23 protein-coding genes and 1 tRNA gene are annotated in these 22,414 nt (G+C 51.2%); 11 read left to right on the top strand and 13 right to left on the bottom strand.

Annotated features, from left to right (window positions below; genetic code table 11):
• Positions 1-23: 23 nt before the first annotated feature.
• Both HJG54_RS04950 and HJG54_RS04945 read right to left on the bottom strand, forming a co-directional pair.
• Positions 24-533, bottom strand: coding sequence for a hypothetical protein (locus HJG54_RS04950; protein WP_316433712.1), 510 nt, complete (start codon positions 531-533; stop codon positions 24-26).
• Positions 534-637: 104 nt separating this feature from the next.
• A complete protein-coding gene (locus tag HJG54_RS04945; RefSeq protein ID WP_316433711.1) occupies positions 638-1,828 on the bottom strand; it encodes a tetratricopeptide repeat protein in 1,191 nt (396 codons plus the stop codon).
• Positions 1,829-1,924: 96 nt separating this feature from the next.
• Here HJG54_RS04945 and HJG54_RS04940 point away from each other — a divergent pair, with 96 nt between their 5' ends.
• Positions 1,925-2,500 carry a Uma2 family endonuclease gene (locus HJG54_RS04940; protein WP_316433710.1) on the top strand — a complete coding sequence of 192 codons (576 nt, stop codon included), beginning with the start codon at positions 1,925-1,927 and terminating at the stop codon, positions 2,498-2,500.
• An 11-nt stretch (positions 2,501-2,511) separates the two neighbouring features.
• On the opposite strand, the gene thyX is transcribed toward HJG54_RS04940, so the two are convergent.
• Positions 2,512-4,389 carry an FAD-dependent thymidylate synthase gene (thyX, locus tag HJG54_RS04935; protein WP_316433708.1) on the bottom strand — a complete coding sequence of 626 codons (1,878 nt, stop codon included), beginning with the start codon at positions 4,387-4,389 and terminating at the stop codon, positions 2,512-2,514.
• A gap of 94 nt (positions 4,390-4,483) precedes the next feature.
• Complete coding sequence (locus tag HJG54_RS04930) at positions 4,484-5,317, bottom strand: hypothetical protein (RefSeq protein ID WP_316433706.1); 834 nt, start codon at positions 5,315-5,317, stop codon at positions 4,484-4,486.
• Positions 5,318-5,485: 168 nt separating this feature from the next.
• Between HJG54_RS04930 and HJG54_RS04925 the strand changes: the two genes are divergently transcribed.
• On the top strand, positions 5,486-5,818 hold the full coding sequence (locus HJG54_RS04925; protein WP_316433705.1) for an MGMT family protein: 333 nt from the start codon (positions 5,486-5,488) through the stop codon (positions 5,816-5,818).
• Positions 5,819-6,026: 208 nt separating this feature from the next.
• Here the strand turns inward: HJG54_RS04925 and HJG54_RS04920 are convergent, their stop codons facing one another.
• From HJG54_RS04920 to HJG54_RS04900, 5 genes are all read right to left on the bottom strand, one after another.
• Entirely contained in the window at positions 6,027-6,734 is a 708-nt protein-coding gene (locus HJG54_RS04920; protein ID WP_316433704.1) for a phosphate ABC transporter permease, read from the bottom strand.
• 574 nt (positions 6,735-7,308) lie between these two features.
• The gene (gene dapB, locus HJG54_RS04915; protein WP_316433702.1) at positions 7,309-8,136 is read right to left on the bottom strand and encodes a 4-hydroxy-tetrahydrodipicolinate reductase; all 828 of its coding nucleotides are present in this window, start codon (positions 8,134-8,136) and stop codon (positions 7,309-7,311) included.
• A gap of 118 nt (positions 8,137-8,254) precedes the next feature.
• Positions 8,255-9,157 carry a glutathionylspermidine synthase family protein gene (locus HJG54_RS04910; RefSeq protein WP_316435605.1) on the bottom strand — a complete coding sequence of 301 codons (903 nt, stop codon included), beginning with the start codon at positions 9,155-9,157 and terminating at the stop codon, positions 8,255-8,257.
• A gap of 24 nt (positions 9,158-9,181) precedes the next feature.
• On the bottom strand, positions 9,182-9,556 hold the full coding sequence (locus HJG54_RS04905) for a hypothetical protein (protein WP_316433700.1): 375 nt from the start codon (positions 9,554-9,556) through the stop codon (positions 9,182-9,184).
• Positions 9,556-9,867, bottom strand: a complete 312-nt coding sequence (locus HJG54_RS04900) for a hypothetical protein (protein ID WP_316433698.1) — start codon at positions 9,865-9,867, stop codon at positions 9,556-9,558. Before HJG54_RS04900 ends, HJG54_RS04905 begins: the two co-directional genes overlap by 1 nt.
• A gap of 217 nt (positions 9,868-10,084) precedes the next feature.
• Here HJG54_RS04900 and bchI point away from each other — a divergent pair, with 217 nt between their 5' ends.
• Both bchI and HJG54_RS04890 read left to right on the top strand, forming a co-directional pair.
• Positions 10,085-11,182: a magnesium chelatase ATPase subunit I gene (gene bchI, locus HJG54_RS04895; protein ID WP_316433696.1), complete on the top strand. Its 1,098-nt coding sequence runs from the start codon at positions 10,085-10,087 to the stop codon at positions 11,180-11,182.
• Positions 11,183-11,317: 135 nt separating this feature from the next.
• Positions 11,318-11,644, top strand: a complete 327-nt coding sequence (locus tag HJG54_RS04890; RefSeq protein WP_036002313.1) for a hypothetical protein — start codon at positions 11,318-11,320, stop codon at positions 11,642-11,644.
• Between the two features lie 306 nt (positions 11,645-11,950).
• On the opposite strand, the gene panB is transcribed toward HJG54_RS04890, so the two are convergent.
• Positions 11,951-12,742: a 3-methyl-2-oxobutanoate hydroxymethyltransferase gene (gene panB / locus HJG54_RS04885; protein WP_316433694.1), complete on the bottom strand. Its 792-nt coding sequence runs from the start codon at positions 12,740-12,742 to the stop codon at positions 11,951-11,953.
• A gap of 382 nt (positions 12,743-13,124) precedes the next feature.
• Here panB and HJG54_RS04880 point away from each other — a divergent pair, with 382 nt between their 5' ends.
• Complete coding sequence (locus tag HJG54_RS04880) at positions 13,125-13,868, top strand: hypothetical protein (protein WP_316433693.1); 744 nt, start codon at positions 13,125-13,127, stop codon at positions 13,866-13,868.
• A 69-nt stretch (positions 13,869-13,937) separates the two neighbouring features.
• Here the strand turns inward: HJG54_RS04880 and recA are convergent, their stop codons facing one another.
• Positions 13,938-15,011 (bottom strand): recombinase RecA, encoded by a 1,074-nt coding sequence (gene recA, locus HJG54_RS04875; RefSeq protein WP_036002305.1) that lies wholly within the window; start codon positions 15,009-15,011, stop codon positions 13,938-13,940.
• 371 nt (positions 15,012-15,382) lie between these two features.
• Here recA and xseA point away from each other — a divergent pair, with 371 nt between their 5' ends.
• Positions 15,383-16,648, top strand: a complete 1,266-nt coding sequence (xseA, locus tag HJG54_RS04870) for an exodeoxyribonuclease VII large subunit (RefSeq protein ID WP_316433692.1) — start codon at positions 15,383-15,385, stop codon at positions 16,646-16,648.
• Between the two features lie 31 nt (positions 16,649-16,679).
• Entirely contained in the window at positions 16,680-16,967 is a 288-nt protein-coding gene (locus HJG54_RS04865; RefSeq protein ID WP_316433691.1) for an exodeoxyribonuclease VII small subunit, read from the top strand.
• Between the two features lie 52 nt (positions 16,968-17,019).
• Here HJG54_RS04865 and ureA read toward each other — a convergent pair whose 3' ends face one another.
• Both ureA and HJG54_RS04855 read right to left on the bottom strand, forming a co-directional pair.
• Positions 17,020-17,322: an urease subunit gamma gene (ureA, locus tag HJG54_RS04860; RefSeq protein WP_036002301.1), complete on the bottom strand. Its 303-nt coding sequence runs from the start codon at positions 17,320-17,322 to the stop codon at positions 17,020-17,022.
• Positions 17,323-17,570: 248 nt separating this feature from the next.
• Positions 17,571-17,642, bottom strand: a tRNA-Gln gene (locus tag HJG54_RS04855).
• Between the two features lie 117 nt (positions 17,643-17,759).
• On the opposite strand from HJG54_RS04855, the gene recQ reads away from it, so the two are divergent.
• The 4 genes from recQ to HJG54_RS04835 all read left to right on the top strand — a co-directional run bounded on the left by recQ (position 17,760) and on the right by HJG54_RS04835 (position 22,410).
• A complete protein-coding gene (gene recQ, locus HJG54_RS04850) occupies positions 17,760-19,634 on the top strand; it encodes a DNA helicase RecQ (RefSeq protein ID WP_316433690.1) in 1,875 nt (624 codons plus the stop codon).
• 241 nt (positions 19,635-19,875) lie between these two features.
• Entirely contained in the window at positions 19,876-20,391 is a 516-nt protein-coding gene (locus HJG54_RS04845) for a hypothetical protein (RefSeq protein ID WP_316433689.1), read from the top strand.
• A gap of 81 nt (positions 20,392-20,472) precedes the next feature.
• Entirely contained in the window at positions 20,473-21,189 is a 717-nt protein-coding gene (locus tag HJG54_RS04840; RefSeq protein ID WP_316433688.1) for a DUF1995 family protein, read from the top strand.
• 468 nt (positions 21,190-21,657) lie between these two features.
• Positions 21,658-22,410 (top strand): metallophosphoesterase, encoded by a 753-nt coding sequence (locus tag HJG54_RS04835; protein WP_316433687.1) that lies wholly within the window; start codon positions 21,658-21,660, stop codon positions 22,408-22,410.
• Positions 22,411-22,414: the final 4 nt, after the last annotated feature.

Below are 22,414 nucleotides of genomic sequence, written 5' to 3'. Positions count from 1 at the left end.
AAAGATATTGTATCTCTGCTCACTTAAACTAATTGCACATTTTGATCTGGAAGAGATTTGATCACACGACAAAGATCAGCGATCGACACAATAGCTATCCAAGTGTTAGAACCGTGATTGCCAGAGAGAATAAGATCATGAACGGCACTATCTGCAAAAAAGCCAGCCCTATAGGGATTTGCATGAGCGATTTTGTTCAAGGCTTCTCTAAGTGAAAGAGGCTCGAAGCCAGTTCTTCCATCGTAAGGTGGTCGATAACTATTTAACGTAGACAAAACTTCACTGGTGTTTGCAGAACGTTTCAAAGCACCAACTGTTGTACGAATCGAAGGAATGCCACCAAAGTCTTGTTCTGATCGGATTGAAAGAGCTAACACCCGCAAGATTTCAATACCTCTTTCAGAAGCTTCCTGTAATATTTTCTCTTGGATTTGTTGTTCTAGTTTCGATTTATTTACATAAGCGTCTCTAAAATCTTGGCTGAGTACTTCTAATTCCTCAGCGCACTCATGGAATGTTCTTCGTTTCCACATTCTGAAGTTACCGCCTCTAACTTAAAAAATCTTTTATAACACTGGATTCCTAAGCAGGCTAACAAGCTAATGAGCAGAAGTTTAATTCAATTAGGGCGTTTGACTTAGACTTGAAATCCCATCTCTGCTAGTCCTTGCTGTAGGCGCTTGGCTTCGCTGAGGTTGTTTTGCTGCTTGTGGAATTGAATGGCCTGACGGAATGCTGCTAAACTTTGGGGGACGTTGCCGAGTTTGAGCAGCACGACGCCGAGATTCTGATAAGCCTCGGCATAGTTGGGATTGAGCTGAATTGCTGTTTGATAGTGGGCAACCGCTGCCTCCATTTGGCCCATTGCCTTTAGGATCATGCCCAAGTTGTAGTGGCCGATGGCAAAGTTGGGGTCGATGGTTAAACAGGTGCGGTAGAGCTGCTCAGCATGGATGAAATCACCTCTAGCTTGCAGCAAGTTACCTAAGTTGTTGTAGGCTCCCAGCTTCAAGGAGTCCAGAATTGGCTGGGCGATGGCGTTGCGATAGTGCAATTCTGCCTGCTGATCATCGTTTAGCTGACTATAGGCAATGCCCAGGTGATAGTGCAACTCGTAGCAGACGGGTGCATCCGTGGGTTGGGATAAACCCTGCTGCAACAGCACCATTCCTCGCTGCCAGTCTCCCATCCGTCCGTAAAGCGCCCCCAGCTTGCTGCACACATAGGGATCGTTGGGATGGGCTGCCAGAAATTCTTCCATCGTCGATCGAGCTTTCTCCAGCTTGTTGCGGCTGGCAATCGCACCGGGTTCATAGCCATAGTGCAAAATCGCCACTTGTGCACAGTTCACCACCTGCCAGTGTGGTTCGGTTTGCCGCAGCGCAGCTACGCTATCATCAACCATCGCATGATAGGGGCGCGAGAAATATACTTGAGGATGACGCCGAAACAACCGGGACACCAGCGAATAGGGCGACTGGGTGGCACCCACTTCTTGCCGAATCAGGTTGATCACAAGTGCGTTTTTCTGCTGCATGGCTTGTTTGAGCGCTGGAACAACTTCTGGCACCAATACCTCATCTGCATCGAGCACCAGCACCCAATCGCCGCTGACAAACTGCAAGGCATAGTTGCGAGCCGCCGAGAAATCATTAGTCCAGGTAAAATGGTGCACGCTTGCACCCAATGATTCAGCAATCGCGACGGTGTCATCGGTGGAGCCGGTGTCTAGCACGATCAGTTCATCGGCAATAGGCTGGACGCTAGCGAGGCAGCGAGCCAGGTTTTCTGCTTCGTTTTTGACGATCATGCAAAAGCTGAGACGCATCGTGGCTTTCCGCTGACGGTTTTTTGAATGTATTTTTTGAATGTAAGAGCAAAGATTTATAGTGTACGTAACCTGAGTGAAGCGAGCAACTCCACTATGACGGCCATCACTCTCAACTTAAAACCGCTGCTGCCCCTCACACCTGAACAGTTTTATGCCCTCTGCCAAGCCAACCCGGACACCAAACTGGAACGAACCGCAGCCGGAGAATTAGTCGTGATGTCGCCGACTGGAGGAGAGAGCGGTAGCCGCAATCGTAAGCTAACTCAGCGGTTGGGCAACTGGTTGGACCAAGATGGTACCGGCGAGGCGTTTGACTCTTCCACGATGTTTCAGTTGCCGAACGGTGCGTTTCGCTCCCCTGATGCTGCCTGGATCGCCCTATCCCGTTGGAATGCCCTGACTCCCGAAGAACGCCGCACCTTTCCACCCCTCTGTCCTGACTTTGTGGTTGAATTGCGGTCCGAGAGTGATAGCCTCAGTTCGCTACAGGCCAAAATGCAGGAATACATGGCCAATGGTGCTCGCTTGGGCTGGCTGCTCAATCCGCAGGGGCAACAGGTAGAAATTTACCGACCGGGTCAGCCGAAACAGGTGCTCACCGCTCCCACCCAACTTTCTGGAGAAGCGGTGCTGCCTGGATTTGTGCTCGATTTACAGGGCATCCTCTAGCGTTTGGTGAATTAGGGCGCCAATCTGGCTTTTTTGGCCCGGTTGGCTTCGTACCACTCGGCAATGGCGGGCACCCATTCTTTGAACGACTTCCAGATCAGCTCACATAATTGCTGGGCTTCGAGCTGGGCATCTAGCTTCCAACGCAGATCGAGCAAATGCATCAGAGAGCGCACATTCGCCGACATCACCCAATGCTGCCGCACATCGAAGGGAATGATGCCACGGGCATGTTCTTCTGAAAAGCCTTGCTGAATCCGCTCGGCGTAGCGATAGCAGGCTTTGAGGCACCAGTCTAAGTCTTGCTGCCGCAGCGTTTCGGTGTAGTCGTAGCGTTTGCCTTGACGGTCGCTATAGGAGCCAACTGGACGTAGGTAAAAGACTTCTTCGATGTCGCGTTTGCCTTCGACCACATCAATGATGCGGCTGCCGGTGTAACGAAACGAGTTGTGAACCACGACACCATTAGCCACAAAATTGTGCCACTCTCCAGCAACCTCCAGATCATACGTTCGCTGCAAACCTAAATACTTGATTTGCACCACTTTCACTGGATGCGCTTTCAGCTTGTTGCCTCTAGGTTTAGGTTTTTGAGGCAGGGCTTGAATGGGGACAACTGTCTGGGCAAAGCTCAATTCCTGGTTTTGCTGGTGAATGAACTCATGGCAAGTTTTACAAAGCGTGACCAAATTGGCCGGATCGAAAGCTTTTTCAGGACAGGCATAGACAGGCAGAAGATGATGGGCATGGAGTGTTCCACCTCGAATCCCGCAACGCTGACAGGTGTAGTCAAATTTCTCGTGAATCTGAGGAGCAATAGTACGAGTCCATGCACCAATTGCAACCCGCTCTTCAGTGACGCCGCCTTTCCAAAAGTTGCTGTCTGGGCCTCGACGGGTAATCTGTCTGCTGCGCTCGCGTCGCTCCCGGCGCTTTTCTGGAGTCAGATTCAGGCGGTAAGCGCCCTTCAGCCCTCGATTCCACGGGTTGAGAGTACCCAACTTAGCCTTATTCAGTCGTAGTCCATAGGCATATACCCACTTTTTCACGGCTTCAATCGAGCAGCCTGCTTCAGCGGCAATTTGCCTTGCAGTTAAACCAGCTTGCAAGCGCTGTTGTAGCCATTCTTTATTGCGATATAGCCCTTCGCCTACAATCACGCCATTGGCCATTAAATAGCAAGTTTGCGTGTAGCCAATTACCTCTCGATTTGCGTCAACCATCAGACCTGTTGCGTCTTTCATGGTTTGCCAGCCCTTGCTCGTGAACAGGCGATGATTTTCTGTGCAATCTAGCGTTTTGCCATCCTCTAAGGTGAGCCGATAGACTGGCTGGATTCCTTGAGCAAAAACTTCTTGGATATGGCCAATTTCAAAGATGCCGGTCTCTTCATTCAGGACTCGCAGCTTCATGTTTCTGAGCCGAGTTTTGCAATCTCTGCGATAGAGGCCAGGAGGCTCACCGTGACGCCCGCGAATCTTCCGCTCGCGGATGGCGGCCTCGCCATTGGCCCATAGATCGTACAGTTTAGAGATTTTGATTTTTCTAAGACGACCTGATGCGTGAAGCAAGGTGACTTCCGTATCTCCAGCCAGACACTGAACATCAAAGGAGACGCCGACCCTGTGAGTCCGAATCTGCTGCATCGTCGAGTGAGGGAAAAAGCCGCAGTTAAGAACGATTTGCGGATGTTCTAGCGGTCCATAATGGCCCCGGTTGCCGGCCAGTAAATGTTTAACGACAACGGCTCCCGCATCCGCCTCGTTGGGGAAATGCTCGCGCTCGTCCCAGACAAAATTCTCGGCATAGTCTTGGTGCATTGCCGCATAGATAATCTGCTGCGGGTTTGGAGTTTGCGAGAGCGTTTGAACAGTAAAGAAACGATCCATAAGACGAGTTTTGCAGTGGGGTTAATAGCTGAAAGGACTCACTTATAGCTTTAAAGCCAAACCCTGAGATCGCAAACCTCGATACAAACCTCAACTATTCTTCACCGTAATCGGCCTCTCCGTAGTCCTCGCTAAACCGCAGATGAGGCGCTTTGCCAACCGGACGAGCAGACATCGGACTCAGTCGCGACGCTGCTAACTGACGGGTTGGATTGAGGCGTTGCAGGCTTTCCATCAAGGCACTGCACACCAAAGGCTCAGTCTCCCGGTCCAGCATCAAGCGAAAACACTCAGCCAAATGCTCTGGGGCCATCGACATCCCAGTATCGGCAGCAACCGGATTCAGGACCGCCTGAGTTAACTGGCGCACGGCAATCAATCGTTTCAGCGGATCGGCATGGGATAAATCCGCCAGAAATTTTTGAAACTGCTCGTTTCCCTGATCCTGCTGCTGAAATTGACGATCCAGCATTTGCCAAAGCAAGAGACCAAAAATCGCCAGAATCCCAAATCCCTCCAGCACAACACTCGTAGCCAGCCAGTGCTGATCCGACTCGAGCCAAACCGCTGTGGCTAAATAGGTACTGCCCAGCGCCAGCAGACCAGCCATCGCCGCCAGCGTCGTTGCCCGATTCGAGCGATGCCATAGCTTTTGCCAGCCCCACCAAGACAGCTTTAACCGGCCTTGCTGCGCCAGATACACCCCCACCATCACGCTCAGCCCCACGGCAATCGACAACACCCACTGCCAGATCCAAACCCAGAGCAGCAGGAAACCGATCCCTGCCCACAGCCAGCCCTTTGCGGTCGTGGTCCGATGAATCAGCCGCTGGAGTCGCCTTTGCAGCGAGACGGGCAAGGCCGCCTCAGTTTGATGGAGCCAATGCTGCAACTCAGAAGCAAACTGGGTAAGGGTATTGGTTTTCACAGGAATTCGCTTAAGATAAAGTCCGTCTAGATCAAAGTCTAATAAACAGTTTTACCGAATTTTGACACGAGCATACCAAGCTTGCTGGCGCTGAACCATCGGGGTATCCAATTCAGCCAAGCCAATCATTCAAATTTGCTGTAGCCGTGTTGGCCAGGAGCCTATCCTATGTCTGCCTACCACACCATCTATGCTGTTGTCCGCCAAATTCCAGTCGGTAAAGTTGCCACCTACGGGCAAATCGCTACGCTAGCGGGCATGGCCGGTCAGGCGCGGTTGGTGGGCTATGCCCTGTATCGCGTCACCGATAGTTTAGAAGTGCCGTGGCATCGCGTTATCAATGCTAAAGGAGAAATCTCAGAATCCCCCTTTCGGCATGGAGATGACCATTTGCAGCGCACGCTTTTAGAACAAGAAGGGGTGCAGTTTAGTCCTGAAGGCAAAATTAGCCTGAAGGATTATCTCTGGCAAGCCGAACTTGATAGCAGTTTTGAGTTTTGAGTTTTGAGTTTTGAGTTTGTAGCTCAAAGGCAATCTGAACTTGATAGCAGTTTTGAGTTTTGGTGGTGGAGCCTGTGCAGTTGGCGATAGCCTGCCGTTAGGCATAGCGCGTAGTTTTGAGTTTTGAGTTTGTAGCTCAAAGGCAAGCCGAACTTGATAGTAGTTTTGAGTTTTGAGTTTTGAGTCTGTAGTTCAAAGGGAAAGGGTATTAGAACTTCCTGATCCGTCTTCTCGGTTCATTGTCTAGATTGTCTTCGCCGCGCCACCCATCCGACTGCTGCCCCAAGCGACGGCTGACATCCATAAAAATATCTTTGCGTACATAGGGATAGTCTGACACCCAAAGGTCATTGTCGGGCAAAAACACATCCGAAACAAACGAAATCCGGCTGAGGTCAGGCCGGTTGGACATGACTAGCAGTTCGACCACGTCACCCCGCCGGATCGAGCGATGGATGCGCAGCAACGGAGCCTGTACCGTGGTAAGAAATCCGGTTTCATCCCCGATGTCCAGGTTGATGCGCCGCTCTCGGTTCTCGATGATGACTAGCTCACCTTGCTTGTTGACGGTTTCTTCTTTGCCGATCAGCTCCTCGGTCACAAACAAATCCAAGACTTCACCCCGAAAGAAGCCGCTGTATTTGTATTTGCGGCATTCCCAATTACGGCGTGTGGCGCGATAAACCGGCTCCCAGAGCCAATACAAACCCGCCGCCGCGCCCAAAAAGGCAATGATGATTTCAAACCGACCGCCGGTGATGGCCCTTAAAATCAAAACCGCCACCACTGCCGCTACGGAAATCAGCACCCGCTGCAAAATATCGGGAAATTTGCCCCAGTAATATTTGTATTGATCTGCTGTAGCCGTCAGCGGAATCAATTCCTCGAATTTTTTGCGGGTAATCGGAATCAACATACCAATCCAGGTGCAGCCTTGCCGAGTTGTCAGCCAATCTAATCTACATTCTGAGCCTAACACTTGTGAGTTTAATCCTCGCGCCAACCACCCTCTGTGACGTGACAAATGGCGTGACAAATGGCATGACAAATGGCAGTTTGCTTCCAGAAAAGCAGCCATCAAGGGTTAAATTACGGAATTCAGCGCTTCTATGGCCTAAAACGCTGGGAAATTCAGTATATCTTCCAAAGTCGCAAGCCTATGGACAAAGACACAATGAAATCACTTCTGGAGAACGCAATTCGGAAGGGCTGAACAACTAGGGGGCAATTGGGTTGTTTTGCTCTTCCGGCTAGGAAAGCGTCCTTACAGGTGAACTGCCTGACCTTGGGGGCTTATGGGGTCAGGCAATTTTTTTGCCAATTTTTAAGACTTCGAGAAGCGGTTAAAACCGCAGCTACACAGACAAACCTTGCCTTCGCAGGTTGAAAGTCATGATGGTTAGACTGAGTTCGCGCATCTGTCTGCAAACACGCAGATTTTTGTATAGACACGATTAAAGTTGCCAGACAAATGAAAGTTGCGCATCGCGTTACAGTAGCTTTTCCAAGCCATAGATCAACGATTTCAACTGAATCACTTTGCGGATGGCCAGCAGCACTCCCGGCATGTAGCAGGCGCGATCGCTCGTATCGTGGCGGAGAGTATAGATTTCTCCCGGCGCACCAAAGATGACTTCCTGGTGGGCAATCAGTCCTGGCAAGCGAACGCTGTGGATACGAATTCCTTCCTCGGTCCGGGTTCCCCTGGCTCCAGGCAGCTTTTCTGTTTCGGTCACTCTGGGAGGATTAAACGATTTGCCCATCTCTTCCAGCAATTGCGCGGTTTGGATGGCTGTGCCGCTGGGGGCATCGGCTTTTTGGTTGTGGTGCAGCTCAATGATTTCAACGTGATCAAAATACTGAGAGGCGCGAATCGCCGCCTGTTGCAGCAACACCATGCCAATCGAAAAATTGGGCACAATCGCACCACCCATACTGGCTTTGTCGGCAAAATCAGCTAGGTCTTCAATCTGTTCGGCGCTCAGCCCTGTGGTGCCAACGACCGGACGCACGCCGTAGGCAATGGCGGCTCGCACATTTTCGTAGATTGAATCGGGGTGGGTAAAGTCTACCATCACCGGCAACTGGCGTTCTTGCAAAGCCATCACCAGCGTTGCTTGCAAGTCATTCACAATCGGAACTTCCAACGCTTCGATGCCTGCCACTTCCCCCGCGTCTTGCCCTTGCAAATTGGGATTGCGATCCACTGCTCCGACCAGGGCCATATCTGAAGCAGCAGCAACGGCTTTCACCACCTCACGCCCCATCTTACCGGCGGCACCGTTGATCACGACTGGAATCGGAGCTTGAGTTGTCATAGTTCAAGGTCGATAAAGAATAGCGCCAAACAGAGCAGGAAGCTGCCAAGCTATTTGGCTAGTTTAAAGGCATTTTAGAATCATGTGTGCTCGTGAACTCAGGCTCTGCGGAACTCTGTTAGCAACCAATCGGGCACCAGTAGGAATAGTCATCGGTAATTGAGCCTTGCGAAACTCGTAGACCCACGCCGCCAGCCCAATAGCGATCAGCTCCATCGTTGTAGAGCCAAGCGCCCCAGAGAGCTGTGAGAGATTGACCGGCAATCGAGATTTGCGGCAGGTCGAGCAATTCCTGATAGACATAGTCTTGCTGGGTGTACCAGGTCGAATTGTTGCTGCTGCGGGCTTTGGTTGCACCGGCAGCAACGGCAAATCCGCCTTCACCCTGTCTGCCTAAAATCGGTTTGGCAAAGTAGGAAGCCGGAAATGAGTCTGGCGTCAGCGTGGTTTTAGGAAAGTAGTCAAAAATCGCGGCGGCTGCCTCGTCACTAAAGGCGTCTAGCCCCAAATCGGTGATCAAGGCCAGAACGCTTTTGGGCTGCAAGGCAAACGCCGAGGCAAAGTTCACAATCACCAGTTTGCCGCTCAGGATCAGCTCTTCTAGCGCCGACCAAAGTGCTCGCCCCTGCTCGTCTAGATCGTGAATCGCCCATTCCAGGGGATACCACATGAACAGAATATCAATCGGCCTGCCTGTGCGTTCATAAAATAAATACTTGCCGTCTTTGATTCTGAGCCACTCGATCGGAAACACCATGCTGTCGTAGTGGCCATGGTTTTTCAGCCACTTCATTGTGCCCATGTCTTCCGGGTTGTTCAACGCCGTAAAGCCAATGTGACAGTCCTCGATCGATTTGTTGAGCCGACGGGCCGCCCGTTGCAGATGCAGATCGAGCGACAGACTCAGCCGCGATTCTGCCAACGGCGTTGGGTCAGCTAAGCTAAAATGCCGCGCCACTTCCCGATTGCCGGTGGTGCACTCAAACCAAAAGCTAGGCGTTTGGCAGTTGGTTTCGATGATTTTCCGCGTGCCGGTGGCTTCGTTTCAGCACCAGTCCAAGCGCATGCAGAACGGAGGCAGGGTGTCGTGTTTGATCAGTCGGATGCTCTCTTTTGGGAACCCGTAGCTGAGCAGCGTATTGGCATCCAAGGCACGAATCAGGGGCTGGAGAGCTGCAAAGACTTGCCCTACCCGTTCCGAGGCGCGTTGGATCTCCTGGATCATCCGAGGCGCAACCCGATGGCAATGGTAGAGCGCATAGGGCACTTGCTTGTCGGTTTCCGGCACTCCGTCGTCGTTGATCGGGCAGAGGTTGTACCAGGGCATGCCCAGAGAGCGAAACAGGCGCTGTCGCTGCGGACTGTTAAATTCAGGACTGTTAAAGGCAGAGTAATTAAACTCAGAATCGGACCGCTGCATTAGCCTCCTCCAAATCCACCGCGCCCAAAGCTGCCAAACCCACCGCGGCCAGTGCTTTTGCCGGAAACGTTGCCTTTACTGGGGCTGCTTTTCTCGCCTGAGGTTCTAACCGGATTGATAACGCCTCTGCTACCTGCGCCATTACCTGCACCATTGCTGTCACACTCAGGCGCTTGGGGTGTTTCAACGCAATCAGCCTGATCTTGACTCGATTGATTAAAGAAACTAACTACAGCTAGCCCTCCGGTAATCACACCCAAAATGGCTAGAACCAGAAGAAATTCAGAAGGATTAAATTTATTGGCATTCATGGCTGAGGTAATCCTCAAAATCACCGGAGCGAGTGCAGAGAGACCTCCGGTAAGTGACGATTCAACAAGTAATTGAGCAACAGGAACTACAATTACCAGCCTAATGATTTCGCATGAATTTGCCCAACTCGCCTAACTGGCTGATTTCGTTTCCCGCTCTATGTCACAATGGGAAACAGTCATTTCATGTTTTGTTTAGTATTTCGGGTTAAATTCTGTGACTACTGCCATCGCCAGTCCCACTAAAGTGTCAACTCGTCGAGCGGTCTTTCCCTTCACGGCCATTGTCGGCCAAGAGGAAATGAAGCTAGCGCTGCTGTTGAATGTGATTGATCCCAAAATTGGCGGCGTCATGATTATGGGAGATCGCGGTACCGGCAAATCCACCACGATTCGCGCTCTGGCGGATGTGTTGCCGGAAATTGAGGTAGTAGCAGGTGATCCCTTCAATAGCCATCCCAGCGATCCGGGCTTGATGAGCGATGTTGTTAAACAGCAGCTAGAAGATGGGCAGCCGATTCAAACGGTAAAAAAGAAAGTGCCCATGATCGACCTGCCGCTGGGCGCAACCGAAGACCGGGTCTGTGGCACGATTGACATTGAAAAAGCTCTCTCTGAAGGCGTAAAGGCATTTGAACCAGGGCTGTTGGCCCAAGCTAATCGTGGCATTCTCTACGTGGATGAGGTGAATCTGCTGGATGATCACCTCGTTGATGTGCTGCTGGATTCGGCGGCCTCTGGCTGGAACACGGTGGAGCGGGAAGGCATTTCGATTCGTCACCCGGCTCGCTTTGTCTTGGTCGGCTCTGGCAACCCTGAGGAAGGCGAACTGCGGCCCCAGTTGTTGGATCGATTTGGCCTCCATGCCGAGATCCGCACCGTGAAAGATCCAGCGCTGCGGGTACAAATAGTAGAACAGCGCTCCGAGTTTGATCAAGAGCCGGAAGCCTTTTTAGAAAAGTATCAGCCACAGCAGGAAGCACTTCAGCAGAAGCTGATCAGAGCGCAGGAATTGCTCAAGTCAGTGACGATTGACCACGACCTGAAGGTGAAAATTTCCCAGGTCTGCGCTGAACTCGATGTAGATGGCTTGCGTGGCGATATTGTCACTAACCGCACGGCTAAGGCGCTGGCGGCCTACGAAGGACGAACTGAAGTAACGGTAGATGACATCCGACGGGTAGTGGTAATGGCGCTGCGGCACCGTTTGCGCAAAGATCCGCTAGAGTCAATTGATTCTGGCTACAAGGTGGAAAAAGTATTTAACCAGGTGTTTGGAATTGCCGATACCGAGAGTCAAAACGGTAAAGGTTAGCATGCTGGTTATTGGCAGTAATGGGTGAATGATTCAGAGGAGTGCTCTTAAAAGGGCACTTTTTTAGTTCAGAGCTAAGGGAGAATCCTGTAAGATAACTATAAGAAAAAGCACTCAATCGATTCAGAATTTGTTATGCAAGCAACCGATACTACATGGTCACAAACAGAAAAGCAAATTGCTCGCACTGCTTTTAACAATGCCTATCAACGAGAACTCGATTATCTAGTTAAAACAGTACGTGAGCAATCTAGTTCACTCACTGAGATTGATGATGTTTGGCGATTGCATGACTTTCTGAGTGCTCGCAGACATGAAATCGATGGTAAGTATGACTATCGCTATTCGGTTCTAGTGTTTGTTCTGGCTTCGTTGGTTCGAGAAGGATGGCTACAACTGAGTGAATTGGAAGGACTAGCAGCAGATAAGTTGGCCAAGATTACTGCGTTAACACGTATGTGAATCTTGATAACCATTCATGATGAACTGACGGATTATACATCTGCTGATGCTAGGTTGCAATTCCTGGAGTATTAACAGCACAAACAAAGAAACTCTGAATTTTCTATTCTGTATATTGAGTGTATGCAGAATAGAAATCTAGATGACTCTGTGGTTATTGATGTAATTTCTCTTGAATTGGTAAGGGGGCTTACATCAGGAAATACATCTCACTTTGTCCTGATTCCGTAATGCCCCTATGTAAGCTGATGGGAATTCTGCTCTATTGATTGCTCTATCTGGTTGTTCTATCAACTGTTTGCTACTCTACGCGCCCTCTGAAGGCGGAAACTCATGCGCTTTCACTTCTTTGGCGTAGGATTGTACGGCTTCAATAATGGTTCCATGCAGGTCAGCATAGGCTTTAGCAAAGGATGGTCGCCAGCTTGAGAGGCCCAATAAATCTGCCGTTACCAAGATCTGCCCATCGCAGTGCGGCCCTGCCCCAATTCCAACTGTGGGAATGGTTAATTTTTGTGTGATCTGCAAGGCCAGTTCAGCCGGGATGTGCTCCAGTACAATGGCAAAGGCTCCAGCGTCTTGCAGTGCAATTGCTTCCGACAAAATCCGCTCTGCCGCTTCCGACGATTTGCCCTGCTTGCGAAAACCGCCCAACTGATGCACCGATTGAGGCGTTAAGCCTACATGCCCCATTACGGCAATTCCAGCCTGCGTTAGCCGCGAAACTGTTTCTGCCATTGCGGGATAACCACCCTCTAGTTTCACCGCCGCTGCACCCGTGGTTTTCATAATCCGACCGGCTGAACGTAGGGCCTGCTTGGGGCTTTCCTGATAGCTCATAAACGGCAGATCCACCACTAACAGCGCTCGCTCTACACCGCGCCGCACGGCCTTAGCATGATGGATGATTTCATCGAGCGTAATAGGCAGCGTGGTGCTGTAGCCCAAGGCCACCATTGCCAATGAGTCCCCGACCATGATCAAGTCAACGCCAGCCTCGTCTAGGGCACGAGCAATCAGGTAGTCCCAGGCAGTTAGAGCCACAATTGGACGCCCCTCTTTTTTGTATCGGATCAATTGTTGCGTGGTGACTGCCATGAGCAAGACTCCCTGTCAAAAATCGGGCAACTAAATCGGGCAACTGCTTCTGCCTTCAGAATACCGCAGGAGGTTGCTTGATGTGGATTTAGGGCTGCCAATATCGGATTGAGAGTAGAATCTCATACCATGAGGAGATACAGCGTTTTTCACTCATGTGAGGTATGGGGGATGGGGGGCTTCGCCTCCACACAGGGGCAGTGCCCTTGCACCCCGTTTTTCGTACTTCACTAGCCTGAAAAAGGCTGTAGATGCAGCGGTGGAAAGTGAAATCAGCAGCTAGTCAGCTCAACTATTGCATCGCTAGGCCCATTTCAGGCAGTTCCTCGCTCCATGAATGCTGCATGACTAGCTGCATGACTATATGTTAAGGAGAAATTCTATGTCGCAAGAGCCTCCTAAGAAGCCGGATACACCCGAACCAGCCAAATCTACACCTCCAGCCAGTGCAGCTTCTCGGTCTAGGCTACAAGCTGCCCTCGGAATCTTGCGGCAGGTTTGGGAAATCGTGCTGGCGTTTGTCCCCGTTGTGCTGAGTGGCTTACTTCAGCTCTGGCGGCTCATCCTGGCTTTGCTGAAATGGGCGTGGCAGACCTGGACAGTGCTCTTACCCAAGGTGCGTGCTGCTTTACCAGCCTCCTGGAGTGCTAAACTGCCCGATCCGGTGATTACTGCTGTAGCGGCTGTACTGCTCGTCCTGCTGCTCTGGCTGCCCCTCACCCTCCTAACGCACCGTTCCCCTGCCGTTGCCAACGAACCTGATCAGCCTGGGCAAGTGGCTCGCCGGAACAGAACGGAAGCAGCACCAGACCCCGTTCCCGACCCCAACCGGATTGCGGCTATCCAGGAACAGCTCGCTGAAGTTACAGCCGAGTATGCAGCAGGCTTAATTCAAGCAGTCCAAGCTAATTTTTCGCGCAATCATCTCACGGTGATCGTTGGGAATGACTGGTATAGTCTCACTGATGCCCAACGCAACCAGCTCGCCAATGAACTGTTCAAACGAGCGAAGAAGCTAGCCTTTAATCAACTCGAACTGGCCGATTTGGAAGGCACGCTGCTGGCCCGCAGTCCAGTAGTAGGAAAGGACATGGTGATCTTGGCAAATGCCAAAAACGACCCGTGAAAACTCATACATAAACGTACATCAGTAAGTTCCCCCCTTTTGAATTGAAGGGGGGCTAGGGGGAATCAGCTATTCCTCTTCATAATCTTCCAGCTCGTCGTCCTCATCCATCGGCGCAACCGAGTTGGCGGAGACTACCGCTCCCATCTCTAACTTTTGCCGCACCTGCTGCTCGATATCCTTGGCAAAGTTTGGATTCTCCTCGAAGTATTTGACGGCATTGTCGCGGCCTTGGCTGATGTTCTCCCCGTTGTAGCTATACCAAGCTCCTCGCCGTACAATTACTCCAGTTTCCTCGGCCAAATCCACCAAGCAGCCCATCGTCGAAATGCCCTTGCCGAAGATAATATCAAACTCGGCGATGCGGAACGGCGGGGCAATTTTGTTTTTAGCCACCTTCACCTTGGCGCGGGTGCCATATTCTTCGTTCCCTTTCTTCAGGGTTTGAATCCGGCGAATATCCAACCGCACCGAAGCGTAGAACTTAAGCGCATTGCCGCCCGTAGTGGTCTCTGGGTTACCGTAGCTGACGCCGATCTTCTGCCGGAGCTGGTTAATAAAAATCACGCTACAGCCGGTTTTACCGATATTACCGGTAATTTTCCGCAGAGCTTGGCTCATCAAACGGGCCTGCAAGCCGACATGAGCATCTCCCATCTCTCCCTCGATCTCGGCTCTGGGTACAAGCGCCGCCACCGAGTCCACGACCACAATGTCAATCGCGTTGGACCGCACCAACTGATCGACGATTTCTAGCGCCTGTTCTCCCGTATCGGGCTGGGAAATCAGCAAATTGCCAATATCGACCCCCAGGGCTGCCGAGTAGGTGGGATCGAGGGCATGTTCTGCGTCTACATAGGCTGCTACACCACCGCCTTTCTGAACTTCGGCTACCGCATGCAGAGCCAGCGTGGTTTTACCAGAGCTTTCTGGACCGTAGATTTCGATAATCCGGCCCTTGGGCAATCCGCCGCCTAGGGCTAGATCTAGAGTGAGTGCCCCACTGGGAATGGTTTCAACCCGCATCCGGGTCGCATCTCCCAGCCGCATGATAGTGCCCTTGCCAAAGGTGCGATCAATCTGGGTCAAAACTAAATTTAAGGCTTTATCGCGCTCAGACGTTTCATTACTGGTTTTAGCCATTCCTACCTCAAAACAGAATGCTGTAAATATGCTGTAAATCTCAAAGACGTAGCTTGTTCGGGGGGCAGATTGCTTTCAGTCTACTCGCAGACTTTTGGTTTGGAGCAACTGGTTTGGAGCAACTGGTTTGGAGCAACTGGTTAACCACAAGCGGTGTTTCATCCAAACTGCCCTGCAAGGCGAAGTTCGCGTAATGCAATCCAGTGTACTGTTCGGTTTTAGCCAAGTTCGTTACTCTATAAGCAGACTGTTTGATCTCCTACTTCCATCCTACTTGGTTGATCTTCTATCCATACAAATGTACTAAATAAAATTAGAATTAACCATAGCCGTTAAAAAATGGTCACGAAAAAATAGTTTGCTTGTGTCCAATGACCTCTAATCTTCCGAGTCTGCTGATTCCAGATACCGCGCTTTCCGTGGCCGGTTTGACTGCCTATATTCAGGCCCTGCTCGAACAGGATAATCAGTTGCGTCAGGTGTGGGTGACGGGTGAGGTTTCTAGCGCCACCCGCTACCGCAGTGGTCTTTTCTTTACCCTACAGGATCCAGATGCTGAAGCGGCAATTAGCTGTGTCGTGTGGAATAACCAGTTGAATCGTTTAGCAACTCTGCCCGCTCCGGGAGAGCAGTTGATTATTCTGGGACGGGTACATGTACATCCCCAACGCGGCAGCTACCAGCTAATTGTGTGGCAAGCCTTGCCTGCGGGGGAAGGATTGCGAGCACTCCGCTATCGTCAGCTTCGTAAACGCCTGGAAACCGAAGGTTTATTTGATCTAGACCGCAAACGCTCACTCCCCCCCTATCCTCAAACCATTGCCGTTGTTACTTCGCCGCAGGCTGCTGCTTGGGGAGACATTAAACGCACCCTGAAGCGACGCCATCCCGGTCTGCAGGTGCTCTTCTCTCCGGCGCTAGTGCAGGGAGAACAAGCTCCTGGATCGATTGTGCAAGCAATTCATCGAGTTGTGCGAGACGGGCGAGCCGAAGTGCTGATTTTGTCACGCGGTGGTGGAGCCACCGAGGATATGGTTTGCTTCAACGACGAGCGGGTTGTGCGGGCAATTGCTACCTGTCCGATTCCAGTCGTAGCCGGGATTGGGCATCAGCGCGATGAGTCTCTGGCCGATCTAGTGGCTGATGTCTGTGCCCACACGCCGACTGCCGCCGCTGAACAAGCGGTTCCTCTGTTGGCCGATCTATATGCCGAGCATCGCCAGCGCATTGCCCAACTCAGCCAGGTTGTGACAGAGTATTTGGAAGATGCCTCTGAGCAGCTTTATCGCCTGAAGGGACGGGTGCATCGGCTTCACCTCGATCGCCAGATTCGGCAAGAAGCTCAAGCGATCGCTTGGAAACGCCAGCAGTTGATTCAATCCACTAGCCGGCGACTGCAAGAAGCGACCCAGCACTGCCAGTTACTGCGCCAGAAGCTGCTTACCCTTGATCCAGCAGCCGTCCTGCGGCGGGGCTATGCTGTTGCCCGACAAACAGACGGCTCGGTGGTGAGGTCGGTAGAAGCAGTGACACTTGGCCAGGAGTTGACCGTGCAGCTTGCTCAGGGCCAACTCAAGGTGACGGTAAACGAAATTAGTTCATCCCCTGCTGCGGATACGCCTTTACTCGACTCTTAATCACCTGCTAGAACCATGAACCGATAGCTCTATGACTGATCCGGATTCCACCAAAGCGCTTTCTAATCAGTTTTCTAATCCGTTGGAGCAAGCTACCAATCCAACGTTCCCACCTGACTGGAATTATGAAGTAACCGTGACGGAAGTGGAGGCCATCATCAATCGGATTGAGCTAGGTGAACTGGAACTATCTGAAGTGTTCGAGCAATTTGCCATTGCCGTTGAGCAGCTCCGCCAGTGCGAGACCTTTCTGACACGGCAGCAGCAGCAAGTGGACTTACTAATTGAAACGCTTTTGGACGAGCCAGAAGCGTTTTAAGTGATCAATTCAGAGCATGGATGCCCAATACATAGGTCTATCGGAGCAAATCCTACCGGATCGGATCATGAACAGTGACCAGCTTTGTACCATCTGGAAAGGTGGCTTCTACCTGCACTTCATGAATCATTTCCGGGACGCCCTCCATCACATCGGCACGAGTTAGCAGCGTCGTGCCATAGGTCATCAAATCTGCTACAGTGCGTCCTTCGCGGGCACCTTCCAAAATTGCGGCTGAAATATAGGCAATGGCTTCCGGGTAATTGAGCTTCAAACCTTTGTCTTTGCGTCGTTCTGCTAATAGGGCGGCTGTAAAAATCAGCAGTTTGTCTTTTTCTTGTGGAGTTAGCTGCATAGAATTTGGACGGGAGAATCTCGTTCGTCAGCAGAAAGTAGCATACTCTGACATAGAAAATCCACTTGTCATCAGCCCCACAATCTTGGTAGCAAACCTTGTGCAAGATTACCCTTAACTGGGTAGCCTAGCTACAACAGCCGCTCCAGCAAAGATCTGCCTCGAGCCGAATCCACCGCTGCTCAGTTACCAGCAAAGCTGGGCGAAAGGCCCATCTGCTACAGTCGAAAAGCTAACTGAAAAATCAACTGGGGTGCTAGGATTCGAACCTAGGAATGGCGGGACCAAAACCCGCTGCCTTACCGCTTGGCGACACCCCATCGCGCAGCCTCAATCATTCTAGCAGCACTATTCCGCAACATGTCAAGAATTTAGTCAGATTCTCCATCAAACCCAGTTTCAGGCAGTATGAGAAAAGGAAAATCGGATTGGATTGTATGTCTTCTTTACCGCCGCTGATTACTGAACTCGACCACGCTTCACTCAACCGCCCAGAACAAGCCCTGAAATACTTCTTTGGCTACGACAGCTTTCGGCCAGGGCAGCAGTCCATCATCGAGGCTGTTCTACAAAACCAGGATGCGCTGGCGATCATGCCCACTGGCGGCGGCAAATCCCTTTGCTACCAGCTTCCGGCCCTGCTCAAGCCCGGTTTGACCATTGTAATTTCTCCCCTAATTGCGCTGATGCAAGATCAGGTCGAAGCTTTGCAAGACAATGGCATTGGTGCGACTTTTCTCAACAGCACCGTGGGCGGAGCAGAAGTGCGGCGGCGGTCCCAGCAGATTCTTCAAGGCGCAATCAAACTACTCTATGTCGCACCAGAGCGGATTTTGACCGAGACCTTTCTCGACTTTCTCGATCAGGTGGCTGTTCAGATCGGCATTTCCACCTTGGCCATCGATGAAGCCCACTGCGTTTCCGAATGGGGGCATGATTTCCGCCCAGAATATCGGCAGCTCCAGCAACTGCGGCAGCGCTATCCCACCGTGCCCGTACTGGCCCTCACTGCTACAGCCACCGCCAGAGTTCGGCAAGACATCATGCAGCAGCTCGGCTTACAGCAGCCGTTAATTCACATTGCTAGCTTTAACCGGCCCAACCTGTACTACGAAGTTCGCCCCAAGCCCAAGCAAGCCTACCGGGAACTGATTCGCCTGATGCGTCAAACCTCCGGTGCAGGGATTGTTTATTGCTTGAGCCGTAAAAAAGTGGATGAAATTACCCAACGGCTGCAAGAGGCTGGTATCGAAGCATTGCCTTATCATGCAGGCTTGAGTGATACCGTCCGCAAACAGAATCAGACCCGCTTTATTCGGGATGATGTCCGGGTAATGGTAGCGACAATCGCCTTTGGTATGGGGATCAACAAGCCCGATGTCCGGTTTGTGATTCACTACGACCTGCCGCGCAATCTGGAGGGCTATTACCAAGAGTCGGGACGCGCCGGACGCGATGGCGAACCCGCCCAATGCATTTTGTTCTTCAGCTTTAGTGATATTCGCACCATTGAATACTTGATTGACCAAAAGGTGGATCCGCTCACGGGTGAACCGCTAGAGGCCGAACAGCAAATTGCCCGTCAGCAGTTACGCCAGGTGATCGACTACGCAGAGGGAATCGAGTGCCGCCGCACGATTCAGTTGGGCTATTTTGGCGAACGGTTTGCTGGCAACTGCGGCAACTGCGATAACTGTCTGCGCCCCCGCTCCCTGCAAGACTGGACGATTGAAGCGCAAAAGTTTTTGTCTTGTGTGGCTCGCTGCAAAGAGCGCTATGGCATGACCTACATTATTGAGGTGCTGCGCGGTTCTAAGGAAAAGCGGATTTTATCTAACCGGCATGACCAGCTTTCCACCTATGGGATTGGCAAAGACCACACAGCAGAAGAATGGCGTACCCTAGGACGTTCCCTGCTACACCAGGGCCTGATGGATGAAACCGCTGATGGTTATTCAGTTCTAAAGCTAAATGCTTTGAGTTGGGAAGTTTTGCGCAAGCAGCGAACGGTGTACATCTCCTTACCCAACCGGCCAACCGTAGTCCAAAGTGCGTCTACCGAAGCCAAAGCCAATGCCGAAATGCTATTCGACCTGCTGCGTAAGCTGCGCAAGCAGATTGCTGATGAACAGGCTGTGCCGCCCTATGTAGTATTCGCCGACTCTAGCCTGCGCCTGATGGCCCAACTTCAGCCTCAGACCATCGATGACTTCTCGCAAATTTCTGGGGTGGGTAGCCACAAGCTGGCTCGCTATGGTCCTCGCTTTGTGGAAACGATTCGCAAGTTTTGCCAAGAGCAGGAGAAGATTTAAGCTGTGAGCGTTGAGTTTTGAGCGTTAAATTGAACTGTGTTTGCGTGGGAATGACAAAATGCCAAATAGAAGACGGGGTCTCTTGTCCACTACTGATAACCCCCTGCGTTAGGCATAGTGCACAGTTCTGACAGCGGAGCCTGCGGGAGCACGTCAACTGGTATGGTGGAAATATAAATTGAGCCTAGATATATTGAGTCGGTTAGCTGTTTCAAATGCAGTTCCCGATGCAGTGGTTAGTATGAACTATGTGATTGCTGTTCTTGCCAATCGAATTGAAGCAGAGGCTGCTTACTCCCAACTGGAGCAAGAGGGCATGCCCATGTCCCAAGTCAGCATCATTGGAGATGGCTATAAAACTGCCGATGAATTTGGCTTTATCGATCCTAAAAAGCCTGCCCGTAAGCAGGCCAAACTCATGGCTATGTGGCTGGTTCCCTTTGGATTTATTGGCGGATGGCTGTTTAACGTCTCCACCCAATATCAGCTTGTTCCAGCGGTTGGAACTTTAGGCAACCATGTGATTGGGGGATTACTGGGGGCGGTGGCTGGCGCGATGGGCAGCTTTTTTGTCGGTGGTGGAGTTGGCCTGAGTGTAGGCAGTGGCGACGCACTACCGTACCGAAATTTTCTTAAAGAAGGCAAATATATTGTAGTGGTCGGCGGTGCTCCAAATGTCACTAACAAAGCGACCCGAATTTTGCGCCAACTGAATCCATTGAACCTGCAAGGTTACATTGACCCTACTGCCATCTGATGCCGATCTACTGAAAAGACCCAGAATTTGATTTAAGAATTTAGCTGAAGTCTGATTTTTCTAGTTTTTTTAAGATTTATCATGCCCAATCTCCCTCAAACCCTGGAAGAAGCCGTTGAGCAAGCTAAAGTGGCAACCAAAGCCGCTCTAGACGCTGGCTATACCCGCTTACAGGTGGAGCTACTGTTCCCCGAACTGAAGATGATGCCGATTGCCCAGCAATTCATTCCTGCGTTTGAAGACTTGGGTAGTCAGTTGCGGGTCTACTTTCCAGATGCTGGCGCTGCGGCTCTGGCTCGCCGCGATTGGGGAGAAAAGCCCTATGCGATTCGAGGCATTCGTGATTTGAACTCGGAGATTCAACCCGATGAGCAGTTGATTCTATTTGTTGAGCCGTCTTCTGTAGAGGTGCAGGAGGTGGAGCAATTGTGTCAGGTGGCGATGGATCGTCCGGTGGTGGTGCTGAATCCGCGCATGGAGGATATTGTCACCATTGGTATTGGTTTGGCGGGCCGCCGACTGCGGGAGCGGTTTTTGAACCTGTTTGAGTCCTGCTATTATTTGCAACCTTTGGAAAAGGCGGCGATTTTTCGGGCCTATCCGTCGGGTTGGCAGGTTTGGGTTGAAAAAGATTCTGATTACGAACTGGTTTCAGAAACGCCTCAAAAACCGGTCGGTGAAGCGCTAGATCAAATTTTGATGGCGGCAACCGGAGAAAATCCGGACGAGGCTCAGCCGCTGCGTAAGAAGGGTTTGATGGCTTCAATGCAGGAGTTTCTGCGGGCTTTGAGTCAGTAGGTCAAGCCGATGAATATCTGCATCAGAGCAAGTATCGAATTGTAGAGATTGTAGAGAACGAGTAGGGAATAATTGGCGGCTCTATCCTATGTACTGCTAGTTGCCTGCCGCTGACTTGCTCCTTGAGCTGGGCCTGTAGCGCGTGCTTCCGGCTGATCGTTCAGCCTTAGTTACCCACTAGTGCACTGAGCCTGAATGAAGCGCTGGATGAAGATAGCGTATCGTAGCTTACTCAAACTATCCTAAAGATAGTTGATGAATTCTGAAGTGTTCGAGGGCACTATTAGATTTAGCTAGAAAATCGTCGCTTATGGTGCGAAACCCAGTCCTGGATGCATCGACCCTCGAAATTTGAATGGGTTTTAGGCTTACGTTGAGCGCCTGACCTGTAAACAAGCGCCACAACCCAACCAGGGGTATCTTTTCAGCCATTGATTACTGTTTGTTTTAGCAAAGGATTGAATTAGCGTGTCTAGCGGTCGTCGCATTTTCATTGGTGATGTGCACGGTCATTACGACGGTTTGATGAGGCTGTTAGAGGCGATTGACCCTAGAGCAGAGGATCAACTCTATTTCGTTGGCGATTTAATTGATCGCGGTCCTAAGAGTGCTCAAGTGGTTCAGTTTGTCAGAGAAAATGACTTTGTCTGCGTGCTTGGCAACCATGAACAGCTTTTATTAGAAGCTTTCCCAGGGACTAAGGTCTCTCACTTAGCTCTGCAAGCATGGCTGCAAAGCGGTGGTCAGTCCACGGTTGCCAGTTATAGCAAACCAGAAACGTTGTTAGAAAACCTCGATTGGTTGCGCACCCTGCCGACTCATGTTGATTTAGGCGATATCTGGCTGGTCCATGCTGGGTTACATCCTGATCTACCTATCCATGAGCAAACGGCCCACGAATACTGCTGGATTCGGGAAGAGTTTCACAGCACTGCCAAACCCTATTTCCCCGATAAGCTAATCATCACGGGCCATACCATCACCTTTACTCTACCGGGCGTTGCACCTGGAACACTGGCTCAGGGCCAGGGTTGGTTGGATATCGACACAGGTGCCTATCATCCCAAAAGCGGTTGGCTGACAGGCGTTGATATGACGCATCAGCAGGTTTACCAGGTGAATGTGTTTCAGCGCAAAGCGCGGGTGCTGCCTTTGCCAGAGGCGACGGTTCAAGTTAATCCAGCTAGAGTGCTCAAGCGCCACCAGCTTCTCCACTCCTAAGCTA

This window comes from Leptolyngbya sp. NK1-12 (assembly GCF_032598965.1).
In the GTDB taxonomy this organism is placed as follows: Bacteria; Cyanobacteriota; Cyanobacteriia; order Elainellales; family Elainellaceae; genus Elainella.
This window is presented reverse-complemented; position numbering and strand designations above follow the sequence as displayed.